This is a genomic window from Pseudomonas sp. H3_C08, from assembly GCF_054669455.1.
The window spans coordinates 1,883,177-1,910,092 of sequence record NZ_CP162803.1 but is presented as its reverse complement, the minus strand read 5'-3'; the positions used below and the strand labels follow the sequence as shown (position 1 = coordinate 1,910,092).

The window sequence follows — 26,916 nt, the reverse complement described above, 5'->3', positions numbered from 1 at the left end:
AGGCTGATGGCGGTGCAGATTGCAGTAATCGATGACTGGCAGGACGTGGCCCGCGACGTGGTCGACTGGTCGGTGCTCGATGGCCTCGGTGAGGTGACGTTCGAACACGATTACCCGGCGGACAATGCCACACTGGCCGAGCGACTGGGCCGCTATCAGGTGATCTGCGTGATGCGCGAGCGCACGCGCTTCGATGAGGATTTGCTCAAGCGTTTGCCTCATCTGAAGTTGCTGGTCACCGGCGGCATGCGCAACGCAGCACTGGATATGCAAGCGGCCGCCAGGCTGGGGATCAAGGTTTGCGGCACCGACAGTTACAAGCATGCCGCGCCGGAATTGACCTGGGCGCTGATCATGGCGGCGACACGCAATCTGGTGAACGAAGCCAATGCCCTGCGCGACGGTCACTGGCAGCAAGGGCTGGGCGGTGACCTGCACGGCAAGACCCTCGGCATTCTCGGTATGGGCAGCATCGGCCAACGCGTGGCGCAGTTTGGTCAGGTGTTCGGCATGCGGGTGATTGCCTGGAGCGAAAACCTCACCGCCGAACGCGCTGAACAGGCTGGCGTGATGTACGTGAGCAAGCAGGAACTGTTCGAACAGTCCGATGTATTGTCGGTGCATCTGGTGCTCAGCGAGCGCAGTCGCGGGCTGGTCGATGCGCAGGCACTGGGCTGGATGAAGCCAACGGCCCTGCTGGTCAACACCGCCCGCGGGCCGATTGTCGATGAGGCGGCGCTGATCAAGGCGTTGCAGAAACAGCAGATCGCCGGGGCGGCGCTGGACGTGTTCGAACAGGAACCGCTGCCCGCGATGCATCCGTTTCGAACGTTGGACAATGTCTTGGCGACGCCGCATGTCGGGTATGTCAGCCGGCAGAACTATGAGCAGTTCTTTTCGCAGATGATCGAGGATATTCAGGCTTGGGCGGCTGGGGAGCCGGTTCGCCTGTTGAACTGAGAATTCCCATCATTACGCTGGTGTAGCGACCACCGCCTTCGCGAGCAAGCTCGCTCCCACATTGGATCTGTGCCAGGAACACATTTTCTGTCCACTGAAGATCTCCTGTGGGAGCGAGCCTGCTCGCGAAGGGGCACTCACTGTCACCCCATCAACAAACTGCCCGCACCACAACAGTGCAACCGCACTTCCCGCTAGCACAGAATCGTGACCGATCAGTCACCGTTTTCGCCCTCCCTCGCAGAAAAACCTGCACTTCGTCGGTGCGTTTCCCCCTCAAAAGCACGGTCGGCGTGGCTTGCCAACCGATTGTCGAACAATTTACCCATTTGCTCCGCCCCGCTCTAGGATCTGGCCTAGACTGACTTTCGCGGGGTAAAACCGACCGGTCACATCGCGGAAAAAAAGTCGAAACTTTTGCGCGCGGCGGCTGGTCATCTGAAAGACAGGGCCATAGCGACTGGTGCAATCCTTGCAACGGCCCGTTCACCCATTCTGCTTGCGCGTGTTGGGTAGCGTTTGCTCACCGATGCGTGGCGCGTTTGCGCCCGGCCACAGGACTTGGCCATGGACATCGCTTGTTCAAGACAAGAATCAGATCAACGAGACGGGAGATTCATATGATCAGTGCGGCATTGGAAATTCAGGGAGAGCGTGCTCAGCAGGCGGTTGGTGAATCGAGCACCATCAGTGTTCCTGGCAGCCGACAGATCAACATCCCCGGCACCAAAACGCTGACTCCGGTAGCGAGTCAGAACCCTAACAAGAAAAAAGTGTTGTTCGTTACCTCGGAAATCGCCGATCTGGTCAAAACCGGTGGTCTGGGTGACGTCTCCGCTGCCCTGCCCCGGGCCATGGCTCATCTGCACGACGTACGCGTGTTGATCCCCGGTTACCCGCAGGTGATGCACAGCGAAAATCCGATCCACATCATCGGCGAACTGGGCGGCCACGCAGCGCTGCCGCCGTGCAAGATCGGGCGCATGGACATGCCGGACGGTCTGGTCATCTACGTGCTGATCTGCCCCGAACTCTATGAGCGCGAAGGCTCGCCTTACGGCGCCAACAACGGCCGCGACTGGCCGGATAACCACATTCGCTTCGCCCGCCTCGGTCTGGCCGCCGCCGACATCGCCGCCAACCTCGCGCAAATTCACTGGTGCCCGGATCTGGTGCACGCCCATGACTGGCCGGCCGGTCTCGCGCCTGCCTATATGCACTGGCGCGGGCAGCGTACGCCCACCCTGTTCACCATTCACAACCTCGCCTATCAAGGCGTGACCAGCCTCGGTTCCTGCCCGGAGCTGGGGATTCCAGCCCATGCCCTGCAACAGGAAGGCATGGAGTTCTACGGCAAGATGTCGTTCCTCAAGGCCGGCATGGCGTATTCGAGCCATATCACCACGGTCAGCGCCACTTACGCGCAGGAAATCACCACCCCGGATTTCGGCTGTGGCCTCGACGGTTTCCTCGCCGCCAAGACTCAGCAAGGCTTGCTCAGCGGCATCCCCAACGGCATTGATGAAAGCTGGGACGCTGCGACCGATCCGCACCTGTTTGCACCGTTTGCAATTGGCGACTGGGAAGGCAAAGCGATCAACGCCGCGCACGTGCGTGAGCTGTTCGGCCTCAACGATTCCAGCGGACCGCTGTTCGCTGTGGTGTCGCGACTGGTCTACCAGAAAGGTCTGGACCTGACGATAGCGGTATCCGAATACATCGTGCAGAACGGTGGCCAGATCGCAATCATCGGTCGCGGCGAACCGGAAGAAGAACAAGCCATGCGCGAACTGGCGCTGCGCTTTCCTGGGCAGATCGGTGTGCGCATCGGCTTCAATGAAACCGACGCCCGACGCATGTTCGCCGGCAGCGATTTCCTGCTGATGCCTTCGCGTTACGAGCCTTGCGGTTTGAGTCAGATGTACGCCCAGCGTTTCGGCTCGCTGCCGGTGGCGCGCAATACCGGCGGTCTGGCCGACACCATTGAAAACGGCGTCACCGGTTTCCTCTTCGATGAGTCCACCGCTGAAAGCTATCAAGAGGCCCTGAGCCGCGCGTTCAAGGTATTCGCCTTCCCCGAACTGCTCAACGCCATGCGTTGCCGCGCAATGGCTGCGCCGTTCAACTGGTGCAAAGCGGTTGAACCGTACGCCGAACTCTACGAACAACTGGTCGCCAAGGCGCTGGGTAAAGCTCACCACAAATAACCAGGGAGGTTCACCACGATGCCGTTACGGTCTACTGAAACCTGGCCCCACGGCGCGATCATGCTGGACGCCGAACACACGCAATTTGCGCTATGGGCGCCGGATGCGTTTTACGTGAGTGTCGAACTTGAAAACGGTCAGTCGCTGCCGATGCTGCCTCAGGCAGACGGCTGGTTTGTGATCAAGGCCCGCTGTCCGGCGGGCACCCGCTACCGCTACAACATCGACGGCGAACTGGAGGTGCCCGATCCGGCCTCCCGAGCCCAGGATGGCGACCTCGACCGCCACAGCGTGGTGGTCGATCCTCTGGCTTATCAATGGCGACACACGGCCTGGCACGGTCGGCCATGGAGCGAAGCGGTGATCTACGAGTTGCACGTCGGTGCGCTCGGTGGTTTCGCGGAAGTCGAACAACATCTGGCGCGCCTTGCAGGCCTGGGCATCACCGCCATCGAACTGATGCCGCTGGCGCAGTTCCCTGGCGAACGCAATTGGGGCTACGACGGTGTTTTGCCCTATGCTCCGCAAGCCTCCTACGGCACGCCGGAACAACTCAAACACCTGATCGACAGCGCCCACAGCCACGGTCTGGCGGTAATTCTCGACGTGGTCTACAACCACTTCGGCCCGGACGGCAATTACCTGCACCGTTACGCCAAAGGCTTCTTTCGCGAAGACAAGCACACGCCGTGGGGCGCGGCGATCGATTTTCGTCGCAGCGAAGTGCGCGAGTTCTTCATCGAAAACGCGCTGATGTGGCTGCTCGAATACCGTTTCGACGGCCTGCGCCTCGACGCTGTGCATGCCATTGAGGATCCGGATTTTCTCAGCGAAATGGCCCGACGCATCCGCGCGCAGATCGACCCCAGTCGGCATGTCTGGCTGACCGTGGAAAACGAACTCAACCAGTCGAGCCTGCTGGAATACGACTACGACGCGCAGTGGAACGATGACGGCCATAACGCCCTGCACGTCCTGCTCACCGGCGAAACCGATGCGTATTACGCCGACTACGCCGCACAACCCACCGAACAATTGGTGCGCTGCCTCAGTCAGGGCTTTGTTTTCCAGGGCCACATCACCCGCCATGGCGAACCACGCGGCGAACCCAGCGAACACCTGCCCTCCACGGCGTTCGTGCTGTTCCTGCAAAACCACGATCAGATCGGCAACCGCGCGTTCGGCGAGCGCCTGCATCACCTGGCCGATCCGCGTGCCGTGCAGGCAGCGACCGTGTTGTTACTGCTGTCGCCGATGATTCCGCTGATGTTCATGGGCGATGAGTTCGCCGCCGAGCAGCCGTTCCTGTTTTTCACCAGTCACCACGGTGAACTGGCCAAGTTGGTGCGTGAGGGCCGCCGCAATGAATTCGCCGCATTCAGTGCCTTCACCGATCCGCACAAACGCGAGCAGATTCCCGACCCGAACGCCGAAAAAACCTTCCACGCTTCACAGCCCAGGTTGATCGGCAATGGCAGCGTGAAACAGCAGGAAACCCTCGCGCTGTACCAGAAGCTGCTGCAATTTCGCCATCAATACATCATTCCCCATCTGTCCGGCACGCAAGCGCTCGGCGCGCATATGCTCGGTTATGGCGCGGTCAGTGCGCGCTGGCGTCTGGGCAATGGCAGCGAGCTGCGAATTGACCTGAACCTCAGCGACACGCCAGTGGTCAACCCTCCACAGACCGAGGCCGTGTGGTTGTTTCAACAGCCATCCAGCGTCGATCTATCGGAATCGGGCGAACTGCCCGCGTATTGCGCGCTTGTCAGCCTCACGGCCGCAACCCCTTTGCAACCTCTGGATGGAGAGCGCCTATGAGCGATGCGCAACTGGAAATACTTGCAAGCCGCGCCGGCCTTGCCGTCGACTGGATCGACGCCAACGGCCGCCCGCAAAAAGTCGCCCCGGCGGTGCTGCGCAATGTTCTGATCGGACTCGGCCACCCCGCCAGCACCGCGCAGGAAATCGACGCCAGCCTGCTGGAACTACAAGCTGCCCAACAAGACCGCCACTTGCCGCCGCTACTCACTAGCGATGTCGGCGTCGGCCTCGATCTGGGTCGGTATTTCGCCCCGCAAACCCCGTGCGAAATCCACCTTGAAGACGGCTCGCGGCTGAACCTGAAACTCGATTCTGAAGCAGTACTGCCGGGACTGATTCCGGTCGGCTATCAACAGGTGCACATCGGCGATCAATATTTCACCTTGGCCGTGGCCCCGGAGCGCTGCTTCAGTGTCGGCGATGCGGTGGATAATCCGATTCCTCGCGTTTGGGGTCTGAGTGCGCAACTGTATTCGCTGCGCCGCCCCGGCGATGGCGGTTTCGGTGACACCCAAGCGTTGGAAGATCTGGTGCGCGTGGCGGGTGAACGCGGCGCCGATGCGCTGGCGATCAGCCCATTGCACGCTATGTTCAGCGCCGATACCGGGCGCTACAGCCCTTATTCGCCGTCCAGTCGTCTGTTCCTCAATCCCCTGTACGCCGCGCCCGGCGCGATTCTTGGTGAGCGCGCTTTGCGCGATGCGATCGACGCGACCGGCCTCGCCGAGCAGTTTGCGCAACTGGAAGACCTGACCCTGATCGACTGGCCAAGCGCCGCCGACGCCAAGCAAAAACTCCTGCAAGCCTTGTATGAAGGTTTCGTCGCCGGTGACCACCCGCTGCACCCGGACTTCGCCAGTTTCCGCCATGCCGGTGGTGAAGCACTGGAAAACCATTGCCGCTTCGAAGCCATTCAGGAAATGCGCGCCGCCCGTGGTGAAAACCTCGACTGGCGACAATGGCCGGAACACTGGCACGACCCACGCGGCGCGGCGCTGGAAGCCTTTGCCGAAGAATATGCCGAACGCATCGGCTACTTCGCTTTTTGCCAATGGCTGATCCACCGTTGCCTGGAGCGCGCGCAAACCGCTGCACGCAGCGCCGGCATGGGCATTGGCCTGATCGCCGATCTGGCGGTGGGTGCCGATGGCGCCGGTAGCCAGGCCTGGAGTTTCCAGGATGAATTGCTCGCCTCGCTGACCGTGGGTGCGCCGCCGGATATTCTCAATCGCTCGGGCCAGGGCTGGGGCATTTCCGCATTCTCGCCGGAAGGCCTGATTCGCAATGGTTTCCGTGCCTTCATCGACATGCTGCGTGCTAACTTCGCCCACGCCGGTGGTTTGCGCATCGACCATGTCATGGGCCTGCAACGCTTGTGGGTGATCCCCAACGGCGCGGCGCCGGCCGATGGCGCGTACCTGTATTACCCGGTCGATGACTTGCTGCGATTGCTGACCCTCGAATCCCATCGTCACCAGGCCATCGTCCTCGGTGAAGACCTCGGCACGGTGCCCGATGGCCTGCGTGAAAAGCTCATCGCCCGCTCCATGCTCGGCATGCGCGTGCTGCTGTTCGAGCAGGACAACACCTTTTTCAAACCGATTCTCGACTGGCCGGACAACGCCTTGGCGACCACCAGCACCCACGACCTGCCAACGCTCAACGGCTGGTGGCATGGTCGTGATATCGACTGGAACGCGCGCTTGGGCTTTGTCGATGCCAACGGTGAAATCGAATGGCGGCATCACCGCCAGCGTGAGCGCGAAGGCCTGCGCAACGCGTTGAGCCAGGACCCGCAAAACTTTCGCGAGGAATCCCACGAGGCCGATCAAGTGGTCGATGCCGCCGTACGCTTCCTTGGCCACACCCGCGCGCCGTTGGTGCTGTTGCCGCTGGAAGATGCGCTGGGCATCAATGAACAGGCGAATCTGCCCGGCACCATCGACACCCATCCGAACTGGTCACGGCGCTTGCCCGGCACCAGTGAGGCGCTGCTCGATGGCGCGGATGCGGCGCGACGTCTGGAATTACTCGCCTGCGCAAGGCTTCAGGCTGCCGAGCGTGACCAATGAACCAAGCGCTCATCCAGCCCCTGCGCGCGACCTTGCGCCTGCAATTTCATAAAGGTTTCACCCTCGAGCACGCGGTGCCATTGGTGCCGTACTTCGCCCGGCTCGGCATCAGCCATATCTATGCCTCGCCGCTGCTCGCAGCGCGGGCCGGTTCGATGCACGGCTACGACGTGGTCGACCCGACCCAGGTCAACCCGGAACTTGGCGGCGAGCCGGCATTACGGCGCTTGATCAGCACCCTGCGCGAACACAACATGGGCCTGATCCTCGACATCGTTTCCAACCACATGGCAGTCGGTGGCAGCGACAACCCGTGGTGGCTTGATCTGCTGGAATGGGGGCGGCTGAGTCCTTATGGCGAGTTCTTCGACATTCAATGGCATTCGCCGGATCCACTGATGGAAGGCCAGTTGCTGCTGCCGTTCCTCGGCAGCGATTACGGCGTGGCCCTGCAGGAAGGCACGCTGAAACTGCACTTCAATGCGCAGACCGGCAGTTTCCATGTCGAGCACTATGACCATCACTTCCCGGTGTGCCCGAATGATTACCCTGAGCTGCTGAAATCCTCGGATGCGCTGAAGCCGTTGGCCGATCGCTTCGGCGCCCTCAGCTATCAGACCGATGCTCATTCACTGGCGATTCCGCTCAAAGAAGAATTGCGCCAACTGGCGAGTGATCCGTCAATCGCCGAGGCCATCGAAAACAACCTGCAGCACTACGATTCGACCAGCGAAGAAGGCTTCCAGAAGCTGCATCAGTTGTTGGAACGTCAGAGCTATCGCTTGGCGAGTTGGCGCACGGCGGCTGACGACATCAACTGGCGGCGATTTTTCGACATCAACGAACTCGGTGGGCTGCGTGTCGAGCGCCCGGCAGTGTTCGAAGCCACCCACGGCAAGATCTTCCAGTTGATTGCCGAAGGGCTGGTCGATGGTTTGCGCATCGATCACATCGACGGTCTCGCCGACCCGCGCGGTTACTGCCGCAAACTGCGCCGCCGGGTTGATCTGCTGGCACCGGGCAGACATTTGCCGATCTACGTCGAGAAGATCCTCGGCGCCGGCGAAACCCTGCACCGCGACTGGGCGGTGGATGGCACCACCGGTTATGAATTCATGAATCAGCTGTCGCTGCTGCAACACGACCCGGATGGCGAACACATGCTCGGCGACCTCTGGCAACGGCGTAGCGAACGCCCGGCCGCGTTCATCGAGGAAGCGCAACTGGCGCGTCAGCAGATCCTCAACGGCTCGCTCGCCAGCGATTGCGAAAGCGTCGCCCAGGCCCTGCTGCAAGTCGCCCGCGATGACCTGATGACCCGCGACCTGACCCTCGGGGCGATCCGCCGAGTGCTGCAAGCGTTGATCGTGCACTTCCCGGTGTATCGCACGTACATCAGCGCCATGGGCCGCTCCGCGCAGGATGAAAAGTTCTTCCAGCAGGCCATGGACGGCGCGCGACAGAGCCTCGGTGAAGGCGACTGGCCGGTGCTCGACTGCGTTGCCACCTGGCTTGGCGGTACGCCGTGGCGGCGTAAACCGCGCGGGCGTTCGCGCAAGATTCTCAAGCATGCCTGCGTACGCTTTCAGCAACTGACCTCCCCGGCAGCGGCCAAAGCCGTGGAAGACACCGCGCTGTATCGCTCCGCTGTGCTGCTGTCGCGCAATGACGTCGGCTACAACACCGAACAGTTCAGCGCTCCGCTCAGCGACTTTCATGCGGTCAATCAACAACGGCTGAAGGAATTCCCCGACAACTTGCTGGCCACCGCGACCCACGATCACAAACGTGGTGAAGACACCCGCGCACGTCTGGCCGTACTCAGTGAGCGCAGCCATTGGTACGCCGAGCAGATCGAGCTGTGGCGCGCCCTCGCCCGCCCGGTGCGGGTGGATGATCAGATGCCATCGAGCGGCGATGAGCTGATTCTCTATCAAGCGTTGCTGGGCAGTTGGCCGCTGCAACTGCGTGACGACGACCAGGCGGGTTTCGCCGATTACGCCAAGCGCATCTGGCAATGGCAGCAGAAAGCCCTGCGTGAAGCCAAGCTGCAAAGCAGTTGGAGCGCACCGAGCGAAAGCTACGAAAACGCCGCGCAAGCGTTCACCGAAAAACTCCTCACCGGTGAGGAAGGCGAACTGCTGCGCGCCGCGCTGAGCAAGACCGTCAACAGCATCGCCGCTGCCGGCGCGCTCAATGGTTTGGCGCAAACCTTGCTGCGCATGACCGTGCCGGGGGTGCCGGACCTGTATCAGGGCAATGAGTTCTGGGACTTCAGCCTGGTCGATCCGGACAACCGCCGGCCGGTGGATTACGCCGCTCGCGAACACGCTTTGCACGAGCCATTGCCAGCTGTGGAGTTGCTGGCGAATTGGCGTGACGGGCGCATCAAGCAAGCCTTGATCGCCCAAGTGCTAAAGCTGCGCGTCGAACATGCCGAGCTGTTCCGCCGCGGCAGCTACCAGGCTCTGGAAGTGCTCGGCAGTCAGGCGCACAACGTGCTCGCGTTTGCCCGTGAGCACGAGGGGAAGCAGGCCATCGTGATCGTGCCGGTCCGTTGCGCCACCCTGCTGGAAAACGGTGCTGTACCTCAGGTCGATGCGCTGCGCTGGGGCGATACGCGGGTGGTTTTACCGTTCGCCGCCTCTGCGACAAACCTGAAGGGACTTTTTTCAAGCAGCGCAGTCACAAAAAACAGGGAGCTGAATATCAGCGACGCGCTGGGGGATGTCCCGGTCAATCTCTTTATCCAACACTTAACGTAAGCATGAGTTCAGTTCAGGAGCATTGCGATGAGTACCGACGATAAACGCATCCGCGAATTCGCCTATCAAATCTGGGAATCGGAAGGTAAGCCCGAGGGGCATGAAGAACGCCACTGGGAAATGGCGCGCAAGCTCGCCGAAGCGGAAGCGCTGGCACCGAAGAAACCGCCGAAAGCCGCCGGCAGCAAACCGGCGGGCAAGACAGCTGAGGCCAAGGCCCCGGCCGCCAAGCCGAAACCACCGGCCAAAGCCAAGCCGGCCAGCGCCGCTAAAGTGGTTCCCCCAGGCGAAAAGCCTGCCGAGAAAAAGCCTCGGGCGCCGAAGAAGCCTTCGGCGATCTGACGCTCTAACCGGATTATTGAACTGAATGAACGTGTGGCGGGTTCGCTCGCCACCGAGGGCTTACTCGCCCTCAAGAAACCCACCAATCCCCTGTAGGAGTGAGCCTGCTCGCGATAGCTATCTGACATTCAACATTGATGTCGCCTGATAGACCGCTATCGCGAGCAGGCTCACTCCTACAGGGGGATGTGTCAGCCTAGACTACCGTTTTGCAGGAGCAATCATGACCCGTCCAAAGAATGTCGAGCCCACCGCGCACGCCGAGCCGTCGAGAATCCGTGAAGGCTTGCCCTTCCCGCTCGGTGCGACCTGGGATGGTCTGGGGGTGAACTTTGCTCTGTTTTCCGCCAACGCCACCAAGGTCGAACTGTGCATATTCGACGATGCCGGCGAAGTCGAACTCGAACGCATCGAACTGCCGGAATACACCGATGAGATCTACCACGGCTACCTGCCCGATGCGCACCCGGGGCTGATCTACGGCTACCGCGTCTACGGCCCGTATGACCCGGCCAACGGCCACCGCTTCAACCACAACAAATTGCTCATCGACCCGTACGCCAAGCAGTTGGTCGGCCAACTCAAATGGTCGGAAGCGCTGTTCGGCTACACCATCGGCCACCCCGACGCCGACCTCAGTTTCGATGAACGCGACAGCGCACCATTTGTACCCAAGTGCAAAGTCATCGACCCGGCGCACACCTGGGGCAATGACCATCGCGTCAGCGTGCCGTGGGACAAGACCATCATTTATGAAACCCACGTGCGCGGCATCAGCATGCGTCACCCGTCGGTACCGGAGAACGTACGCGGCACCTTTGCCGGGCTGATGGTCGACGACGTGCTCGAACACATTCGCAGGCTCGGCGTGTCCACCGTCGAATTGCTGCCGATTCATGCCTTCGTCAATGACCAGCATCTGCTGCACAAAGGCATGACCAATTACTGGGGTTACAACAGCATCGCGTTTTTCGCCCCGGACCCGCGCTACCTGGCCAGCGGCAAGATTGCCGAATTCAAGGAGATGGTCGCGCACCTGCACGAAGCCAACCTCGAAGTGATCCTCGACGTGGTCTATAACCACACCGCCGAGGGCAACGAACAAGGCCCGACCCTGTCGATGCGCGGCATCGACAACGCCTCGTACTATCGCTTGATGCCCGACGACAAGCGCTACTACATCAACGATTCCGGCACCGGCAACACCCTCGACCTGAGCCACCCGTGCGTGCTGCAAATGGTCACCGACTCGCTGCGTTACTGGGCCAGCGAGATGCACGTCGACGGTTTCCGTTTCGACCTGGCGACGATTCTCGGCCGCTACCACGACGGTTTCGACGAGCGTCACAGCTTCCTTGTCGCCTGTCGCCAGGACCCGGTGCTGCGCCAGGTTAAGATGATCGCTGAACCGTGGGACTGCGGCCCCGGCGGCTATCAGGTGGGCAACTTCCCGCCGGGCTGGGTCGAGTGGAATGACAAATTCCGCGACACCGTGCGCGCGTTCTGGAAAGGCGACGACGGCCAGGTCGCCGACTTTGCCAGCCGCATGACCGCTTCCGGTGAGATGTTCAACCAGCGCGGGCGGCGGCCGTACTCCTCGGTGAATTTCATCACCGCCCACGACGGTTTCACCCTCAACGATCTGGTCTCGTACAACGACAAGCACAACGAAGCCAACGACGAAAACAACCAGGACGGCAGCAACAACAACCTGTCGTGGAACCATGGCGTCGAAGGCCCGACCGACGATCCTGAAATCGATGCCCTGCGCCATCGGCAGATGCGCAATTTCTTCGCCACCCTGCTGCTCGCCCAAGGCACGCCGATGATCGTCGCCGGTGATGAGTTCGCCCGCACTCAGGACGGCAACAACAACGCCTATTGCCAGGACAGCGAGATCGGTTGGGTCAACTGGGACCTGAGCGAGGACGGCAAGGCGTTGCTGAAATTCGTCAAACGCCTGATCAAGCTGCGCCTGGCCTATCCGATCCTGCGTCGCGGCCGCTTCCTGGTTGGCGAATACAACGAGGACATCGGCGTCAAGGACATCACCTGGCTGGCGCCGGATGCCACCGAGATGACCACCGAGCATTGGCACGATGCGCACAACCGCTGCCTGGGCATGTTGCTCGACGGCCGCGCGCAGGAAACCGGGATTCGCCGCAAAGGTGCGGATGCGACCTTGCTGCTGGTGGTCAACGCCCATCATGACATCGTCAATTTCACCTTGCCGGAGGTACCGGAAGGCAGTTTCTGGACCTGCATGATCGACACCAATCAGCCGTCGATCCGTGGTCAGGAACGCTTCGATTTCGGTCACGAATACTCGGTCACCGGGCGCTCGCTGCTGCTGTTTGAACTGCAACGTGACGAAGAAGACTGATATGGATCTGCACCGTTATCTGAGCCGACGACCAACGGATTATCCGCACACCGCAGCCCTCGGCGGGTGCCTGCGGGCGCTGGTCGAGGCCGGGCTGGATCGTCTGCCGTTACCGGGCAGTGGCCGCACGCTGGAGCGCTTTCAGCAGTTGGCGGAAGTCGGCGGGCATGACCTGGGTCTGTGCAAACTGTTCGAAGGCCACACCGACGCGCTGGCGATCATTGAACAACTCGGCGGCTCACCTACGCCGGGCAGCACTTGGGGCATGTGGGCAGCGGAGCCACCGCAAGCACGAGTCAAAGCCAGCCCGGCCGGGCACATGGTCGCGCTGCATGGACGCAAGGCATGGTGCTCCGGCGCCGCCGTGCTCAGCCACGCCTTGCTCACCGCCTGGGATGGCGACGATCAGCAGCAACTGGTCGCCGTCGCCCTCGACCAACCGGGCGTCACCGTCACCGAGCAAGGCTGGCAAGCGGTGGGCATGGCGGCTACTGGCAGCGTCGAGGTGCTGTTCGACGGTGCCGAAGCGCAGGCCATTGGCAATCCGGGCGACTATCTGCAACGCCCCGGTTTCTGGCAGGGCGGGATCGGTATTGCCGCGTGCTGGTACGGCGCCGCACGGCAAATTGCCGAAGTATTGCGCACCCAGTGTGGGCAACGTCCGGAACCGCACGCGTTGGCGCATCTCGGCGCGGTCGACAGCGCTTTGCAGGCCGCTGCCGATGTACTGCGTTTCAGCGCCTTGCACATCGATGCGCATCCCGAGGACAACGCCGAATTGCTCGCCCGGCGTGCCCGCGCGGTGGTCGAGCAGTCGGCTGAACAGGTCATGCGTGAAGTCGGCCGCGCCCTCGGTGCCGGGCCGTTTTGCAAAGATCGCCACTTTGCCCGGCTCAGCGCTGATCTGCCGGTGTTTCTGCGCCAGAGCCATGCCGAACGGGATCTGGCCGCGCTCGGGCAATTGGTGGCCGGGCAATCCGTGGAGGCATGGGCACTATGAAAACCAATCCGATTGTCGGTCAGGGCACAAGCCTGCACCAATGGCAGGCTTCGCGGCATCTGGCGGAACTGGATAGCATCGACATCCTCAGTCTGGTGCCACCGGGCGCGCGGGCGGTGATTGTCGCGCCGCACCCGGACGACGAAGTGCTCGGTTGTGGCGGTTTGCTGCAATTGCTTGCCGAGGCCGGTCGGCCCTTGCAACTGATTTCGGTCACCGACGGCAGCGCCAGTCATCCCGGTTCCAGTCGCTGGCCGGTGGAACGTCTGAGCGTGGTGCGCCCACAGGAATCCGCCGAAGCGCTGCGTCGTCTCGGTCTGCCGATGCACCGCGTGAAGTGGCTGCGCGGTGGCTTCACTGACACTCAGGTCGCGGCGCAGGAAGCGCAGTTGGTCGAGTTCATCGAGCGTCATCTGCGCCCCGACGACGTGCTCTTTACCACGTGGAGCGAGGACGGACATTGCGACCACGAGGCCGTCGGCCGCGCCAGTGCCGAGGCTGCCCGTCGCGTCGGTGCGACTTGCCATGAACTGCCGGTGTGGACCTGGCACTGGGCAACTCCGGAAGACGCCTTCGTACCGTGGCAACGCGCACGCAAGATTCTCCTGACGCCGGCGCAAGTCGCGCGCAAACGCCACGCGGTGCACGCTTTCGCCAGTCAACTGGAAGGCGATCCTGACGCCGGTCTCGGTCCGGTACTCGCACCGTATGTGCTCGATCGCCTCTTACAGCCCTTCGAAGTGGTGTTTCTATGAGTGTCGAGGATCGCTATTTCGACGGTTTGTTCGCCGGCAACGATGACCCATGGGCGTTCCGTGAGCGCTGGTACGAGCAGCGCAAACGCGCGATCACCCTCGCCGCCCTGCCGCGCCCGCACTACCGGGCAATCTTCGAACCGGGTTGCGCCAACGGCGAGTTGAGCGCCGAACTGGCCGCGCGTTGCGATCGGTTGTTGTGCTGTGACACGGCCAGTGCGGCAGTGACTCTGGCGCGCACGCGGTTGAGCCTGTTCGACCACGCCGAAGTGCGGCAAAAGCGTCTTCCCGGCGACTGGCCGGAGGAAAAATTCGACCTGATCGTATTTAGCGAGATCGGCTACTACCTGGATAGTCAGGATCTGACAGAAGTGATCCGTCGAGCCAGTGATTGCCTGACTGCCGACGGCCAGTTCCTCGCCTGTCACTGGCGTCCGCCCATTGAAGGCTGCCCGCTGAATGCGCGGCAGGTTCACGACCTGATTCACGAAAAACTGCATCTGCCCCGTCTGGTCTTGCATCAGGAAGCGGACTTCATCCTTGAGGTGTGGAGCCGCGAACCGCGCTCGGTGGCGGCACTGGAGGGCTTGCGATGATCGGCATTCTGATCCCGGCGCACAATGAGGAAGACCTGCTCGACGACTGCCTGAGCGCCGCAGTGCGCGCCAGCCGCCACGGTTTGCTGGCCGGTGAAAAGGTTGAGGTGTTGGTGGTGCTCGACAGTTGCACCGACCGCTCGGCGCAGATCGTCAGTCGCTATCCGGTGCTGAGCCTGCACATCGATGCGCGCAACGTCGGTCAGGCCCGGGCGGCCGGCGCGCAGCTATTGCTGGAGCGCGGCGCGCGCTGGATCTCTTGCTCGGACGCCGACAGCCGCGTGGCCGACGACTGGCTGGTGGCGCAACTGGGGTTGGGCGCGGACGCGGTATGCGGTACCGTCACGGTCGAACGCTGGCACGAGTCGTTCGATGAAGCGGCGCAAATCCGCTATCACCGGGATTACCGTGCCTGCGATGGTCACCGGCATATCCACGGTGCCAATCTGGGCATCAGCGCCGACGCCTATCGTTGGGCTGGAGGCTTTAAACCGCTGGCCTGCGACGAAGATGTGCAGTTGGTGCGGGAACTGGAACGGGACGGTGCCAACATCGCCTGGAGTCATCGCCCGCAAGTGCTGACCAGCGCGCGCTTCGACAGCCGTGCGCGCGGTGGCTTTGGTGACTATCTGCGACACCTGGCACAGATGGAGCAAAAAAAAGCGGATCAGATTGATCTGTGACGCGACGAACTTCGCTTCATGAGCAATACTCTGCTGCGCGGCAATCCAGGGTTCGGAGCGTCGCTGGGCAATCAACCAGCCTTCACGGGTCGGCGGCGTCTGGCAATCACCGCCAAACGCACGACTGAGGGCGAAACAACACAAGGACGTCACACCATGAAACCGTTAACCCTCAGCGACAGCAGTTCGTCGGCGCAAATCTGGAACAGCGCCCCGCAACTGGACAACATCCCGGTCATCAATACTTTAAGTCTGGTACCCGCCGGCGCCCGCGCCGTGGTCATCGCGCCGCATCCGGGCGATGAAGTGGTCACCTGTGGCGGTCTGCTGCAATTACTCTCCAGCCTCGGTCATCCGTTGCAATTGCTCTCGATCACCGATGGCAGCGCCAGCCACCCGGGTTCGCGGCAATGGTCGGAAAAACGCCTGAGCGTGTTCCGCCCGCAGGAAAGCGTCGAGGCCCTGCGCCGTCTCGGCTTGCCAATGCACAGCCTGAAATGGGTGCGCGGCGGGTTCACCGACAACGCTCTGTGCGAACAGCAAGCGCAAGTGACCGAATTCATCAGCCGCTACCTGCGCCCAGGCGATGTGGTGTTCAGCACCTGGCGCGGCGATGGCAACGACGACCATGAAGCGGTGGGTCGGGCCAGCGCACAGGCAGCGGAACAAGCCGGGGCGACCTTCCACGACGTACCGGTCTGGGCCTGGCACTGGCCCGAGCGCGACCAGCAACTGATCCCTTGGGAACGCGCGCGCAAACTGCGTCTCGACACCTGGACGGTGGCGCGCAAGAGCCACGCCACCCATGCTTACGCCAGTCAGCTCAAGGGTGAGCCGGCGATTGGTATTGCGCCGATGCTGCCGCCGGTGATTCTCGAAAGAATGCGCCTGCCCTACGAAATCGTCTTCGTCTGATATCTGATTCCCTGTGGGAGCGAGCTTGCTCGCGAAGAGGCCGTCACATTCAATACTCGTATCGACTGGACCGACGCCTTCGCGAGCAAGCTCGCTCCCACAGGGTTTGATGTGCAATCGAAATTATCCAGAAGGAACTGCCGCCCCTCGCCATCAGTCGCATGAATAAGCGGCCCGCAATCCAGAGGAGTGAACGTGTCCAGCGATCCCAAGCGTCATGTTATCGACGCGCCCGTCATTCATCGCCTCAGGGTGCTGACGGTCAACACCCACAAGGGTTTTACCGCGCTCAATCGGCGATTCATCCTGCCGGAACTGCGCGAAGCGGTGCGCAGCACCTCGGCCGATCTGGTGTTTCTGCAAGAAGTGGTGGGTGAACACGAACGGCATTCGAACCGTTACAACGAATGGCCGCAAACCTCGCAGTACGAATTTCTCGCCGACAGCATGTGGAGCGATTTCGCCTACGGGCGCAACGCCGTTTACCCTGACGGCCATCACGGTAATGCGCTGCTGTCGAAATACCCGATCCGTGAATACCGCAATCTCGATGTGTCAATCACCGGCCCCGAACGCCGAGGCCTTTTGCACTGTGTGCTCGATGTGCCGGGTCACACCGAGGTCCACGCAATCTGCGTGCACCTGAGTCTGCTCGAAAGCCATCGGCAATTGCAGCTGCAACTGCTCTGTCAGTTGCTTGAATCGCTGCCCGAGGATGCCCCGGTAATCATCGCCGGCGACTTCAACGACTGGCAGTTACAGGGCAACGCCGCCCTCGCCCGTCGCGATTACTTGCACGAAGCCTTCGAGCGCCATCACGGGCGCCCGGCCAAAACGTATCCGGCACGTTTTCCGTTGCTGCGACTGGACCGGATCTACCTGCGCAATGCCAGTAGTCATGACCCGCAGATCCTCGGCAACAAGCCGTGGACGCATCTGTCCGATCACCTGCCATTGGCGGTTGAAGTGCATCTGTAACCGCATTAATGACAGCAATACCCTATGTGCCAGATTGACAACCCTTGTGCCCTTTCAGTGCCGGCAGACCTTCTGTCGGTAACTGAAACGCTCTGAGCCGGGGCTTTGGCTGGGTTGTTCCATACAAACAATCACTTAGTTATGTGCAGAAAAACAAACGCTTGCAAAGCCTGTTTTGCCACTACCGCTCATCGTTCAATTTCTTGACGGCGGCGCGCGACTCTTCTTATCTCTACCTTACTACCCCCGGAATAACTACCGGGACGAGCCTTCGGACACTCGCGAAATCGAGCGGCCACGGTTCGCCCCGCTCCATTCGGTCGCCCCTCGTTCGGGGTAGGAGAGACGCCACATCGAGATGCCGCATGCGCCTGCAAGGTAGACCTCCATGAGAACTTCAATCACCCCACACGAGATCAAAATCACTTTCTGCACAGTGTCGAGTTCTATCTTGCTGTGCTCATCCATGGAGGCGCAGGCCGGTCCTGCGGCGGATGAAACCACCCTGTGGTACCGCGCGGATGTGCCCGTGATGACGTTGCCCACCACCGTCATCACCCCCGGCCCGCAACGCTTCAGCCCACGGCCCGATCTGCGGGGCACGCGCTTGATTACCGAAGACCTCGCACCGTCGGCCTGGGACGAGTTGTACGGTCGAAACGCCCGCCAGGCGCAAACCGATGTGCTGTCGTCAGGCTTCGCAACACCCGGCAGCGGCGACTTCAAAGGCCCGGCGGTGCTCACCGTGCAAAGCGGCAACCACACCCAGACCCTCGGCCTGATCGGCGGCTTCAACCAGATCCAGGCCAATGGCAATGGCTTGCTCACCAGCCGCGCCTTGGCCGACCCGAACAGCGACACTCTCAACCTGCAAGGCCAAAGCGTCGGCGCTTATTACAGCCTGATCGGCGCCCAGGGCTGGCACGTGGATTTATCGGCCAGCGGTGGCCGGGTCAGCGGTTTCAGTCGCAATGAACAAGGTGCACGCCAAGCTACCGAAGGCAGTGCACTGACCTTGTCGGTAGAAGGCGGTTATCCAATTGGCTTGAGCGACAACTGGGTGGTCGAACCGCAGGCGCAATTGATCAATCAACGCATCACCCTCGACACGCCCTACGCCGGCTCGGGCAATGCGTCCTCCACCGATCTGACCGCCTGGAGCGGCCGCGTCGGTGCCCGTTTGAAAGGCAGTTACGATTTGAATGGTCTGCCAGTCGAACCCTACGTGCGCACCAACCTCTGGCACACCGTTTATACCGGCAGCACGGTGACACTGGATCAGGTCGACAAGATCAGCAGCAGCCGCAAGTCATCGACCGTTGAGTTGGGCTTGGGGCTGGTGGCGCGGGTGACGCCGGCGGTGAGTCTGTATGTCAGTGCCGATTACAGCAGTGATGTCGATGACAATGATTTGAACGGGATCATTGGCAGCCTTGGGGTGCGGATGCGTTGGTGATCTTCAGGCTACCGAAGGCCCCTGTGGGAGCGAGCTTGCTCGCGAAAGCGGTGTAACGTTCAACATCATTGTTGATTGACATATCGCCTTCGCGAGCAAGCTCGCTCCCACAGGTTTTGCGGTACCGGATCAACCCTCTGGCTTGAGGATCAACACCGCCAACGGCGGCAGATTCAGCTCCAGCGACAACGACTGGCCATGACTCGGCACTTCCTCGGTAAACGCCCCGCCGCCATTGCCGTAATTGGAACCGGCATAGGTGTCAGCATCGCTGTTGAGCAATTCAGTCCAGCGCCCGGCAAACGGCACACCCACGCGATACGCCTGACGCGGCACCGGCGTGAAGTTGGCCACCACCAGCACCGGTTTACCCTCCTTGCTCCAGCGCAACCAGGCATAAACGCTGTTGATCGCATCGTCGCCGATCAACCACTGGAAACCCTGCGGCGCGTCGTCCTGATCGTGCAGCGCCGGCTCTTCGCGATACAGCCGATTGAGATCGCCGACCAGTTTCTGCACGCCCTTGTGCTCGGAGTACTGCAGCAGATACCAATCCAGTTGCTGATCGTGATTCCACTCGCGCCACTGGCCAAACTCGCAACCCATGAACAACAGCTTCTTGCCCGGATGGGTCCACATGAAACTCAGATACGCGCGCAGGTTGGCGAATTTTTGCCAGCGATCTCCGGGCATCTTGTCGATCAGCGAATGCTTGCCGTGCACCACTTCATCGTGGGAGATCGGCAGGATGAAACGCTCGGACCAGGCGTAGACCAGACCAAAACTCAACTCGTTGTGATGATGCGCGCGGTACACCGGATCCTGCTGAATGTAATGCAGCGAATCGTGCATCCAGCCCATGTTCCATTTGTAGGCAAAACCGAGACCGCCCTGCTGCGTACTTTGGCTGACACCGGGCCACGCGGTGGATTCTTCGGCGATCACCAGCGCACCCGGTGCTTCCAGTTCAACCACATCGTTCAAATGCCGCAAGAAGTCGATGGCCTCCAGATTTTCCCGACCGCCATGACGGTTTGGCACCCATTCGCCAGCCTTGCGCGAATAGTCGCGATAGAGCATCGAAGCGACCGCATCGACGCGCAGGCCGTCGACATGGAAATGCTTCAACCAGTGCAACCCCGAAGCGAGCATGTAGCCATGTACTTCGGTGCGGCCGAGGTTGTAGATCAGCGTGTCCCAATCCTGATGAAACCCTTCCAGCGGGTTGCCGTATTCGTACAGCGCGGTGCCGTCGAACTGGGCGAGACCGTGAGTATCGGTAGGGAAATGCGCCGGCACCCAGTCGAGGATCACACCGATCTCGGCCCGGTGGCAGGCGTCGACGAATTCAGCGAACTGCGCCGGCGAGCCGTACCGCGCACTCGGGGCGAATTGCGAGAGCAATTGATAACCCCAGGAGCCACCAAACGGGTGCTCCATGATCGGCATCAGTTCGATGTGGGTGAAACCCAGTTCCTTGACGTAGGGAATCAAGCGTTCGGCGAGTTCCGGCCAGGTGTACTGGCGGGCGACTTCACCGAGATCATCCAGTTCGCACTGCCACGAACCGGCGTGCAGTTCGTAAATCGACAGCGGCGCGGAATGCTTCTGGCGGTCACGGCGGCTGCTCATCCACTCCTGATCCTGCCAATCGATCTGCAGTGGCTCAGCGACTTTCGAGGCGGTGTCCGGCGGCAGACTGGTGGCCAGCGCCATCGGGTCAGCCTTGAGCGGCAGAATGCCGTGAGCGCCAAGAATTTCATATTTGTACAACTCGCCCGCTTGCAGGCGCGGGATGAACAATTCCCAGACCCCGGACGGATGCCGCAAGCGCATCGGATGGCGGCGACCGTCCCAAACGTTGAAATCACCCACCACCGACACGCGCCGGGCATTCGGCGCCCACACGGCAAAACGCACACCGTCGACGCCATCCACCGTTTTCAACTGCGCGCCGAGACAGGCGCTGAGGTCACGGTGATTGCCTTCGGCGAACAGATACAAATCCATTTCACCGAGTAACTGGCCAAAGCTATAAGGATCCTCGGCAACCTGTTCGCCGCCGGCCCAGCGCGTGCGCAACTGATACGGCCGCGCCTGATCGAAATGGCCGACAAACAGCCCCGGCGTTTCGGTCTGCTCCAGCGGACCGCGTTCTTCACCGCTGTCCTTGTCCAGCACCACGACACTCAGCGCTCCGGGCAGATAAGCACGAATGAACTGCCCGCCAGCGTCATCGCCGTGCGGGCCGAGAATGGAAAAAGGGTCGTGATGTTCAGCGCGGACCAAGGCATCAATATCTTTCGCCGAGGGCAGCAATGTTTCTTTAACCGCACCCTGTTCCTTGTTCGAGAAACTCATGACTACTCTCCACCAAGATCGGAAAAGGGTTTAAGCCCCGTCAATAACCCATACAAACCGTGCAACGGCACGGGCAGCCACGTGGGGCGATTTTCGGCTTCATAGGCCACTTCATAGGCCGCCTTCTCCAGGCCGAACAACGCCAGCGCGGCGTCGGCACCTTCAGGATCTTGCCAGGCATGATCAAGACTAGCTGCCGCGCGGCGATATGCCTGAACAAATGCCTCGCGGGCCTCACGCAGATAGCGCTCGGCGACCAGACGCCGCGCGGTTTCAGACTCGGCGCTGTGGTCAACGTTGTGCACGTTGATGGTCATTGCGGCCGCATAATCGAAGGAGCGCAGCACGCCGCTGACATCCTTGTACGGACTGTGTTTGCCACGCCGCTCGCCCAATGGCCGCGCCGGTTCACCCTCGAAGTCGATCAGGTAGGCATCGCCCTTGATCACCAGCACTTGGCCCAAATGCAGATCGCCGTGGACGCGAATGCGCAAACCGCCGACGGCCTTTTTCGCCAGATCCTGCACGTGCGTGAGGATGGTTTTCTTCTCGTCAATCAGGCGTTTGACCAGTTTCTGATCCGCCGCATTGAGTTCGCCCTGATGCTGCTTGAGCAGTTTCAGCGCGTGTTCGACCTGCGCCACAACATCCTTGCCGGTGGCCTGCATGTCCTTGGCCGTCGACACCTGCGGGGCGAAGTCGGCATTGTCGGTGGGCGCGGCGAGCACCTTGTGCATCTCGCCCAGACGCTGACCGAGCATGCCGGCAAAATCCTTCAGTTCACCGAGGGCGTTGTAATGCTGTTCCTGTTCGGACATGGCATCAGCCAGCTCATCGCGCAGCGCCCGCTCGAGGTTGTTCTGCGTCCATTCCCAGGCGTCGCCCTGATTGCTCAGATAGCCTTGGGCGATCATCAGCAGATTGTCTTCGCCCTTGGCATCGCGGCGAATCACCGAGCCGAGCAGCGGAGAGATATTGGCAAATCCGGCCTCGGTCAGGTAAGCGCTCATCTCCAGTTCCGGGTGTACGCCAGAAGCGACTTTGCGTATCAGCTTAAGCACCAGACTATTGCCGATCACCACCGAACTGTTCGATTGCTCGGCAGACAGATAACGCACTTCCGACTCGGTACCGAGGCCGAGCGTTTCCAGATGCGGCGTCGGTGCGAAGCGGATTTCGCCTTCGCTCGACTCCAGCACGGTGTTGTTCTGCATGCCTTGCAGCACCGCACGAATAAACGTTTCAAGGCTGAACGCGTCAGTAATCAAGCCGACCTGTCGCACTCGGCGTACACGGGACAAGGCCAATTGCTGCGGTAACGCCGGGCCGACCTGATCTTCGGAAATAAAGCCGAACGGCAACTGATAACGACTGGTCTGCCCGCCACTGGTGACTTCTATTTCGCTGAGCAGCACCGGATGCTGCGCATCGCCGAAACGCACACCGTACGCCAGATGTACCTTGTCGATGGCCGCGTCCTTGCCGGCGAACCAGCGGCGATTCTGCAGCCAGCTCGGCAGAATGTTTTGCTCCAGCGATGTGCGCGACGGCGCTTCGAGCAATTCTTCCATGCGTTTTTTCAATACCAGCGTGGTGAAGTCCGGCAGGCTTTGCGCCGGCTCCACGTGCCAGCTCGGCATCTGGTTTTCCGCCGCCAGTGCGAACCAGTAGAAACCGTACGGGGCCAGGGTCAGGAGGAAATTCAACTGGCCAATCGGCGGGAACGCATTACCGCCAAGCATCTCCACCGGCACCATGCCGACGTAGGCCGACAGGTCCAGCTCCACCGCTTGCGCACTGCGCGAGACGTTGGCCACGCAGAGAATGATTTCGTGTTTGCCATCGGCATCGGTGAATTCACGGGTGTAGGCCAACACGCGACGGTTGTTCGGCGAGAGCATTTTCAACGTGCCACGGCCGAACGCCTTGGACTGTTTGCGCACAGCGAGCAAGCGTCGGGTCCAGTTGAGCAGCGAATGCGGATCGCCGGACTGGGTTTCGACGTTGACCGACAGATAGCCATATTGCGGGTCCATGATCGGCGGTAGCACCAGGCTGGCCGGATCGGCACGGGAGAAGCCACCGTTGCGATCGATCGACCACTGCATCGGCGTACGCACACCATCGCGGTCGCCAAGGTAGATGTTGTCGCCCATGCCGATCTCGTCGCCGTAGTACAGGGTCGGCGTGCCCGGCATCGACAGCAGCAGACTGTTGAGCAATTCGATGCGGCGGCGATCGCGTTCCATCAACGGCGCCAGACGACGGCGGATGCCGAGGTTGATCCGCGCCCGACGGTCAGCCGCGTAGTAATTCCACAGATAGTCACGCTCTTTGTCGGTGACCATCTCCAGCGTCAGCTCATCGTGGTTGCGCAGGAAAATCGCCCATTGGCAGTTGGCGGGAATTTCCGGGGTCTGGCGCAGAATGTCGGTGATCGGGAAACGATCTTCCTGAGCCAGCGCCATGTACATGCGCGGCATCAGCGGGAAGTGAAACGCCATGTGGCATTCATCACCGTTAAGGCCTGCCGCATCGGTGTCACCGAAGTACAGCTGAGTGTCTTCGGGCCATTGGTTGGCCTCAGCGAGCAGCATGCGATCGGGGTAATTGGCGTCGATCTCGGCGCGGATCTGCTTGAGGACGTCGTGGGTTTCCGGCAGGTTTTCGTTATTGGTGCCATCACGCTCGATCAGGTACGGAATCGCGTCGAGGCGCAGGCCGTCGATGCCCATGTCCAGCCAGTAGCGCATCACCGAGAGCACGGCTTTCATCACTTGCGGGTTGTCGAAATTCAGGTCCGGTTGGTGCGAATAGAAACGGTGCCAGAAGTACTGGCCGGCGACCGGGTCCCAGGTCCAGTTGGACTTTTCCGTGTCGAGGAAAATGATTCGCGTGCCGTCGTATTTTTGATCGTCATCCGACCACACGTAAAAGTCCCGCGCCGCCGAGCCGGGCTTGGCCTTGCGCGCACGCTGGAACCACGGGTGCTGGTCGGAAGTGTGGTTGATGACCAGTTCGGTGATCACCCGCAAGCCACGCTTGTGCGCCTCGGCGATAAAGCGCTTGGCGTCGGCCATGGTCCCGTAATCGCTGTGCACGCCACGGTATTCGGCAATGTCGTAGCCATCGTCGCGACGTGGCGAGGGATAGAAAGGCAACAGCCAGATGGTGTTTACGCCGAGGTCGGCGATGTAATCGAGTTTGGCGATCAGGCCGGGAAAATCGCCGATCCCGTCGTTGTTTGAGTCGAAAAACGATTTGACGTGAACTTGATAGATCACCGCGTCCTTGTACCAGAGCGGGTCTTTGATAAAGGTGGCTGCCTTGGGTTTCTTCGCCATGTGAAACTCCTGTTCAATTCTTGAAAAGCCGCGAGCCGATCACCTGACTCCAACTCAATGAGCAACCTGTGGGAGCGAGCCTGCTCGCGAATGCGGATTAACATTCAGCAAAAATGTCGCCTGCAAAATTGCTTTCGCGAGCAGGCTCGCTCCCACAGGGGATCTGCGTTCAGGCAGTGATTCGCCAGATGCCGAATGGCTGGTACGCCGGGTCAATGCGCATGGACTGATACTTGCCGTGCCAGTCCCAGCGATGCCCGTTCATCAAGTCTTCGCCATGGGTCGTCGCATCATCGGGCAGGCCCATTTCCCACAGCGGCAGTTCGAAATTCGCTTCCTGCACGTTGTGCGGATCAAGGCTGACCGCGACCAGAATGAAGTTGCTGCCGTCGACACTGCGCTTGCCGAAATACAGAATGTTGTCGTTCCAGGCGTTGTAGACCTTCAGGCCCAGATGCGTGTGCAGCGCCGGGTTCTGCCGGCGGATGCGGTTGAGCTGGGCGATCTCGGCAATGATGTTGCCCGGCGCGGTGAAGTCGCGGACGCGGATCTCGTACTTCTCCGAGTCGAGGTATTCCTCTTTGCCCGGCACCGGCGCCGACTCGCACAGCTCGAACCCCGAATACATGCCCCACAAGCCTGAACCCATGGTCGCCAGCGCCGCACGAATCAGAAATCCCGGACGCCCGGATTCGTGGAGGAATGCCGGGTTGATGTCTGGCGTGTTGACGAAGAAGTTCGGCCGGTAGCATTCGCGCCACGGCGATTCATTCAGCTCAGTGAAATACGTCGCCAGCTCAGCCTTGCTGTTGCGCCAGGTGAAATAGGTGTAGCTCTGCGTGTAACCGACCTTGCCCAGCCGCGCCATCATTGCCGGCGTGGTGAAGGCTTCGGCGAGGAAAATCACTTCCGGGTACAGCGCGCGAACATCGGCGATCAGCCATTGCCAGAACGGCAGTGGTTTGGTGTGCGGATTGTCGACGCGAAAGATCTTCACGCCCTCTTCGACCCAGCCAATGACGATGTCGCGCAACTCGACCCACAGGCTCGGAATCGCGTCCGGCGCATAGAAGTCGACGTTGACGATGTCCTGATATTTCTTCGGCGGATTCTCCGCGTATTTGATCGTGCCGTCGGGCCGCCAGTTGAACCAGCCCGGATGCTGTTTGAGCCACGGGTGATCCTGGGAACACTGAATGGCGAAGTCGAGGGCGATTTCCAGACCGTGATCGGCGGCGGCAGCGACCAGTCGACGGAAGTCCTCGCGAGTGCCGAGTTGCGAGTGGATCGCCTCGTGACCACCCTCCTCACTACCGATGGCATAAGGGCTGCCGGGATCATCGGGACCGGCGGTCAGGGAATTGTTGCGCCCCTTGCGATGGGCGCGACCAATCGGGTGGATCGGCGTGAAATAGAGCACGTCGAAGCCCATGTCCTGAATCATCGGCAAACGCGCATGCACGTCATTAAAGGTGCCGTGACGGTGGGGATCGTCGGTGATCGAGCGCGGAAACAGTTCGTACCAACTGGCAAATTCGGCCAGTTCGCGTTCGACATCTACCGGATATTCCGGACTGACGCTCAGGTAGGCGCGGTGATCGGCCTCAGCCATCAACTGCGCACTGCGCGAGTGCAGGAACAGCGCGACCTGCTCGGTTTCGAGCAGCCCGGACAATTCGTGGTGCAACGCGGCGAGCTGTTCACTGAGCTGACCTTCGCTGCGCTCGGCGGCCTGTTGCACCATGCTCCGGCCTTCCTGCAACTCCAGCGAAACCGGTACGGCGGCGCTGTGTTTTTTCTCCAGTTCGTACTGGAAACTGGCGAAGTGATCGATCCACGCCTCGATGCAATAGAGGAAGCGCCCTTGATGCTCTGGGCGGAACTGGCCTTGCCAGCCATTGTTGCCCTGATCGGCCATGACCTCGCTTTGCCAGGTCTCCTCGCCTTCCTCGCGCCAGCGGATGCGCACCGCGAGTTTGTCGTGACCGTCGGCAAACACCTTGCTGGTGACCACCACCTCACGGCCGGCAATCGACTTCACGGCGAACTGCCCGCCATCGAGGGTCGGCATGGTGTTTTCGATGGCAATGCGCGGCAGCAGCAACGCCTGCGACAGCGGCATGTGCGGGTTGTAGCTCAGTTCAGAAGGTCTTTCAGCAGTCATTGAGCATCTCTCCTTAACGCCCCAAGGACGCTCTTGTGCCGGATCAGTGTTCACAACGAAGCACCTGCCCCGAAATGAACTCACTTAGGTTCCGAGCGACCGGCGCCGGGA

General features: G+C 61.0%; 17 protein-coding genes. 14 read left to right on the top strand and 3 right to left on the bottom strand.

Going from position 1 to position 26,916, the window contains the following annotated elements:
• Positions 1-6: 6 nt before the first annotated feature.
• From AB4N74_RS08815 to AB4N74_RS08750, 14 genes are all read left to right on the top strand, one after another.
• Positions 7-960, top strand: coding sequence for a D-2-hydroxyacid dehydrogenase family protein (locus AB4N74_RS08815; protein WP_460099484.1), 954 nt, complete (start codon positions 7-9; stop codon positions 958-960).
• Between the two features lie 620 nt (positions 961-1,580).
• Positions 1,581-3,167, top strand: coding sequence for a glycogen synthase GlgA (gene glgA / locus AB4N74_RS08810; RefSeq protein ID WP_099759054.1), 1,587 nt, complete (start codon positions 1,581-1,583; stop codon positions 3,165-3,167).
• A gap of 18 nt (positions 3,168-3,185) precedes the next feature.
• Complete coding sequence (gene treZ / locus AB4N74_RS08805) at positions 3,186-4,988, top strand: malto-oligosyltrehalose trehalohydrolase (RefSeq protein WP_460090805.1); 1,803 nt, start codon at positions 3,186-3,188, stop codon at positions 4,986-4,988.
• Entirely contained in the window at positions 4,985-7,063 is a 2,079-nt protein-coding gene (gene malQ / locus AB4N74_RS08800) for a 4-alpha-glucanotransferase (RefSeq protein WP_194934965.1), read from the top strand. Before treZ ends, malQ begins: the two co-directional genes overlap by 4 nt.
• Positions 7,060-9,828, top strand: coding sequence for a malto-oligosyltrehalose synthase (locus AB4N74_RS08795; protein WP_460099479.1), 2,769 nt, complete (start codon positions 7,060-7,062; stop codon positions 9,826-9,828). The genes malQ and AB4N74_RS08795 overlap by 4 nt, the downstream gene beginning before the upstream one ends.
• Positions 9,829-9,855: 27 nt before the next feature.
• Entirely contained in the window at positions 9,856-10,170 is a 315-nt protein-coding gene (locus AB4N74_RS08790; RefSeq protein WP_093432930.1) for a DUF2934 domain-containing protein, read from the top strand.
• 223 nt (positions 10,171-10,393) lie between these two features.
• A complete protein-coding gene (glgX, locus tag AB4N74_RS08785) occupies positions 10,394-12,553 on the top strand; it encodes a glycogen debranching protein GlgX (RefSeq protein ID WP_460099476.1) in 2,160 nt (719 codons plus the stop codon).
• Between the two features lies 1 nt (position 12,554).
• A complete protein-coding gene (locus AB4N74_RS08780) occupies positions 12,555-13,553 on the top strand; it encodes an acyl-CoA dehydrogenase family protein (RefSeq protein ID WP_093432936.1) in 999 nt (332 codons plus the stop codon).
• On the top strand, positions 13,550-14,308 hold the full coding sequence (locus tag AB4N74_RS08775) for a PIG-L deacetylase family protein (protein WP_257354951.1): 759 nt from the start codon (positions 13,550-13,552) through the stop codon (positions 14,306-14,308). Before AB4N74_RS08780 ends, AB4N74_RS08775 begins: the two co-directional genes overlap by 4 nt.
• Complete coding sequence (locus tag AB4N74_RS08770) at positions 14,305-14,904, top strand: SAM-dependent methyltransferase (RefSeq protein WP_460099473.1); 600 nt, start codon at positions 14,305-14,307, stop codon at positions 14,902-14,904. The genes AB4N74_RS08775 and AB4N74_RS08770 overlap by 4 nt, the downstream gene beginning before the upstream one ends.
• The gene (locus AB4N74_RS08765; protein ID WP_093432945.1) at positions 14,901-15,587 is read left to right on the top strand and encodes a glycosyltransferase family 2 protein; all 687 of its coding nucleotides are present in this window, start codon (positions 14,901-14,903) and stop codon (positions 15,585-15,587) included. The genes AB4N74_RS08770 and AB4N74_RS08765 overlap by 4 nt, the downstream gene beginning before the upstream one ends.
• 156 nt (positions 15,588-15,743) lie before the next feature.
• Entirely contained in the window at positions 15,744-16,502 is a 759-nt protein-coding gene (locus AB4N74_RS08760) for a PIG-L deacetylase family protein (RefSeq protein ID WP_093433571.1), read from the top strand.
• A gap of 195 nt (positions 16,503-16,697) precedes the next feature.
• Positions 16,698-17,480 (top strand): endonuclease/exonuclease/phosphatase family protein, encoded by a 783-nt coding sequence (locus AB4N74_RS08755; protein WP_093432948.1) that lies wholly within the window; start codon positions 16,698-16,700, stop codon positions 17,478-17,480.
• A gap of 388 nt (positions 17,481-17,868) precedes the next feature.
• Positions 17,869-18,936 carry an autotransporter domain-containing protein gene (locus AB4N74_RS08750; RefSeq protein WP_460099469.1) on the top strand — a complete coding sequence of 356 codons (1,068 nt, stop codon included), beginning with the start codon at positions 17,869-17,871 and terminating at the stop codon, positions 18,934-18,936.
• 129 nt (positions 18,937-19,065) lie between these two features.
• Here AB4N74_RS08750 and glgB read toward each other — a convergent pair whose 3' ends face one another.
• From glgB to AB4N74_RS08735, 3 genes are all read right to left on the bottom strand, one after another.
• On the bottom strand, positions 19,066-21,297 hold the full coding sequence (glgB, locus tag AB4N74_RS08745; protein ID WP_427120085.1) for a 1,4-alpha-glucan branching protein GlgB: 2,232 nt from the start codon (positions 21,295-21,297) through the stop codon (positions 19,066-19,068).
• A gap of 2 nt (positions 21,298-21,299) precedes the next feature.
• Entirely contained in the window at positions 21,300-24,641 is a 3,342-nt protein-coding gene (gene treS / locus AB4N74_RS08740) for a maltose alpha-D-glucosyltransferase (protein WP_093432957.1), read from the bottom strand.
• A 169-nt stretch (positions 24,642-24,810) separates the two neighbouring features.
• Positions 24,811-26,805 carry an alpha-1,4-glucan--maltose-1-phosphate maltosyltransferase gene (locus AB4N74_RS08735; protein WP_460099465.1) on the bottom strand — a complete coding sequence of 665 codons (1,995 nt, stop codon included), beginning with the start codon at positions 26,803-26,805 and terminating at the stop codon, positions 24,811-24,813.
• Between the last annotated feature and the right edge of the window lie 111 nt (positions 26,806-26,916).

What these genes read in the sequence shown, in the direction of transcription:
- AB4N74_RS08815 (WP_460099484.1), top strand. Translation starts at nt 7, where the DNA reads ATGGCGGTGCAGATTGCAGTAATCGATGACTGGCAGGACGTGGCCCGC.
- glgA (WP_099759054.1), top strand. Translation starts at nt 1,581, where the DNA reads ATGATCAGTGCGGCATTGGAAATTCAGGGAGAGCGTGCTCAGCAGGCG.
- treZ (WP_460090805.1), top strand. Translation starts at nt 3,186, where the DNA reads ATGCCGTTACGGTCTACTGAAACCTGGCCCCACGGCGCGATCATGCTG.
- malQ (WP_194934965.1), top strand. Translation starts at nt 4,985, where the DNA reads ATGAGCGATGCGCAACTGGAAATACTTGCAAGCCGCGCCGGCCTTGCC.
- AB4N74_RS08795 (WP_460099479.1), top strand. Translation starts at nt 7,060, where the DNA reads ATGAACCAAGCGCTCATCCAGCCCCTGCGCGCGACCTTGCGCCTGCAA.
- AB4N74_RS08790 (WP_093432930.1), top strand. Translation starts at nt 9,856, where the DNA reads ATGAGTACCGACGATAAACGCATCCGCGAATTCGCCTATCAAATCTGG.
- glgX (WP_460099476.1), top strand. Translation starts at nt 10,394, where the DNA reads ATGACCCGTCCAAAGAATGTCGAGCCCACCGCGCACGCCGAGCCGTCG.
- AB4N74_RS08780 (WP_093432936.1), top strand. Translation starts at nt 12,555, where the DNA reads ATGGATCTGCACCGTTATCTGAGCCGACGACCAACGGATTATCCGCAC.
- AB4N74_RS08775 (WP_257354951.1), top strand. Translation starts at nt 13,550, where the DNA reads ATGAAAACCAATCCGATTGTCGGTCAGGGCACAAGCCTGCACCAATGG.
- AB4N74_RS08770 (WP_460099473.1), top strand. Translation starts at nt 14,305, where the DNA reads ATGAGTGTCGAGGATCGCTATTTCGACGGTTTGTTCGCCGGCAACGAT.
- AB4N74_RS08765 (WP_093432945.1), top strand. Translation starts at nt 14,901, where the DNA reads ATGATCGGCATTCTGATCCCGGCGCACAATGAGGAAGACCTGCTCGAC.
- AB4N74_RS08760 (WP_093433571.1), top strand. Translation starts at nt 15,744, where the DNA reads ATGAAACCGTTAACCCTCAGCGACAGCAGTTCGTCGGCGCAAATCTGG.
- AB4N74_RS08750 (WP_460099469.1), top strand. Translation starts at nt 17,869, where the DNA reads ATGAGAACTTCAATCACCCCACACGAGATCAAAATCACTTTCTGCACA.
- glgB (WP_427120085.1), bottom strand. Translation starts at nt 21,297, where the DNA reads ATGAGTTTCTCGAACAAGGAACAGGGTGCGGTTAAAGAAACATTGCTG.
- treS (WP_093432957.1), bottom strand. Translation starts at nt 24,641, where the DNA reads ATGGCGAAGAAACCCAAGGCAGCCACCTTTATCAAAGACCCGCTCTGG.
- AB4N74_RS08735 (WP_460099465.1), bottom strand. Translation starts at nt 26,805, where the DNA reads ATGACTGCTGAAAGACCTTCTGAACTGAGCTACAACCCGCACATGCCG.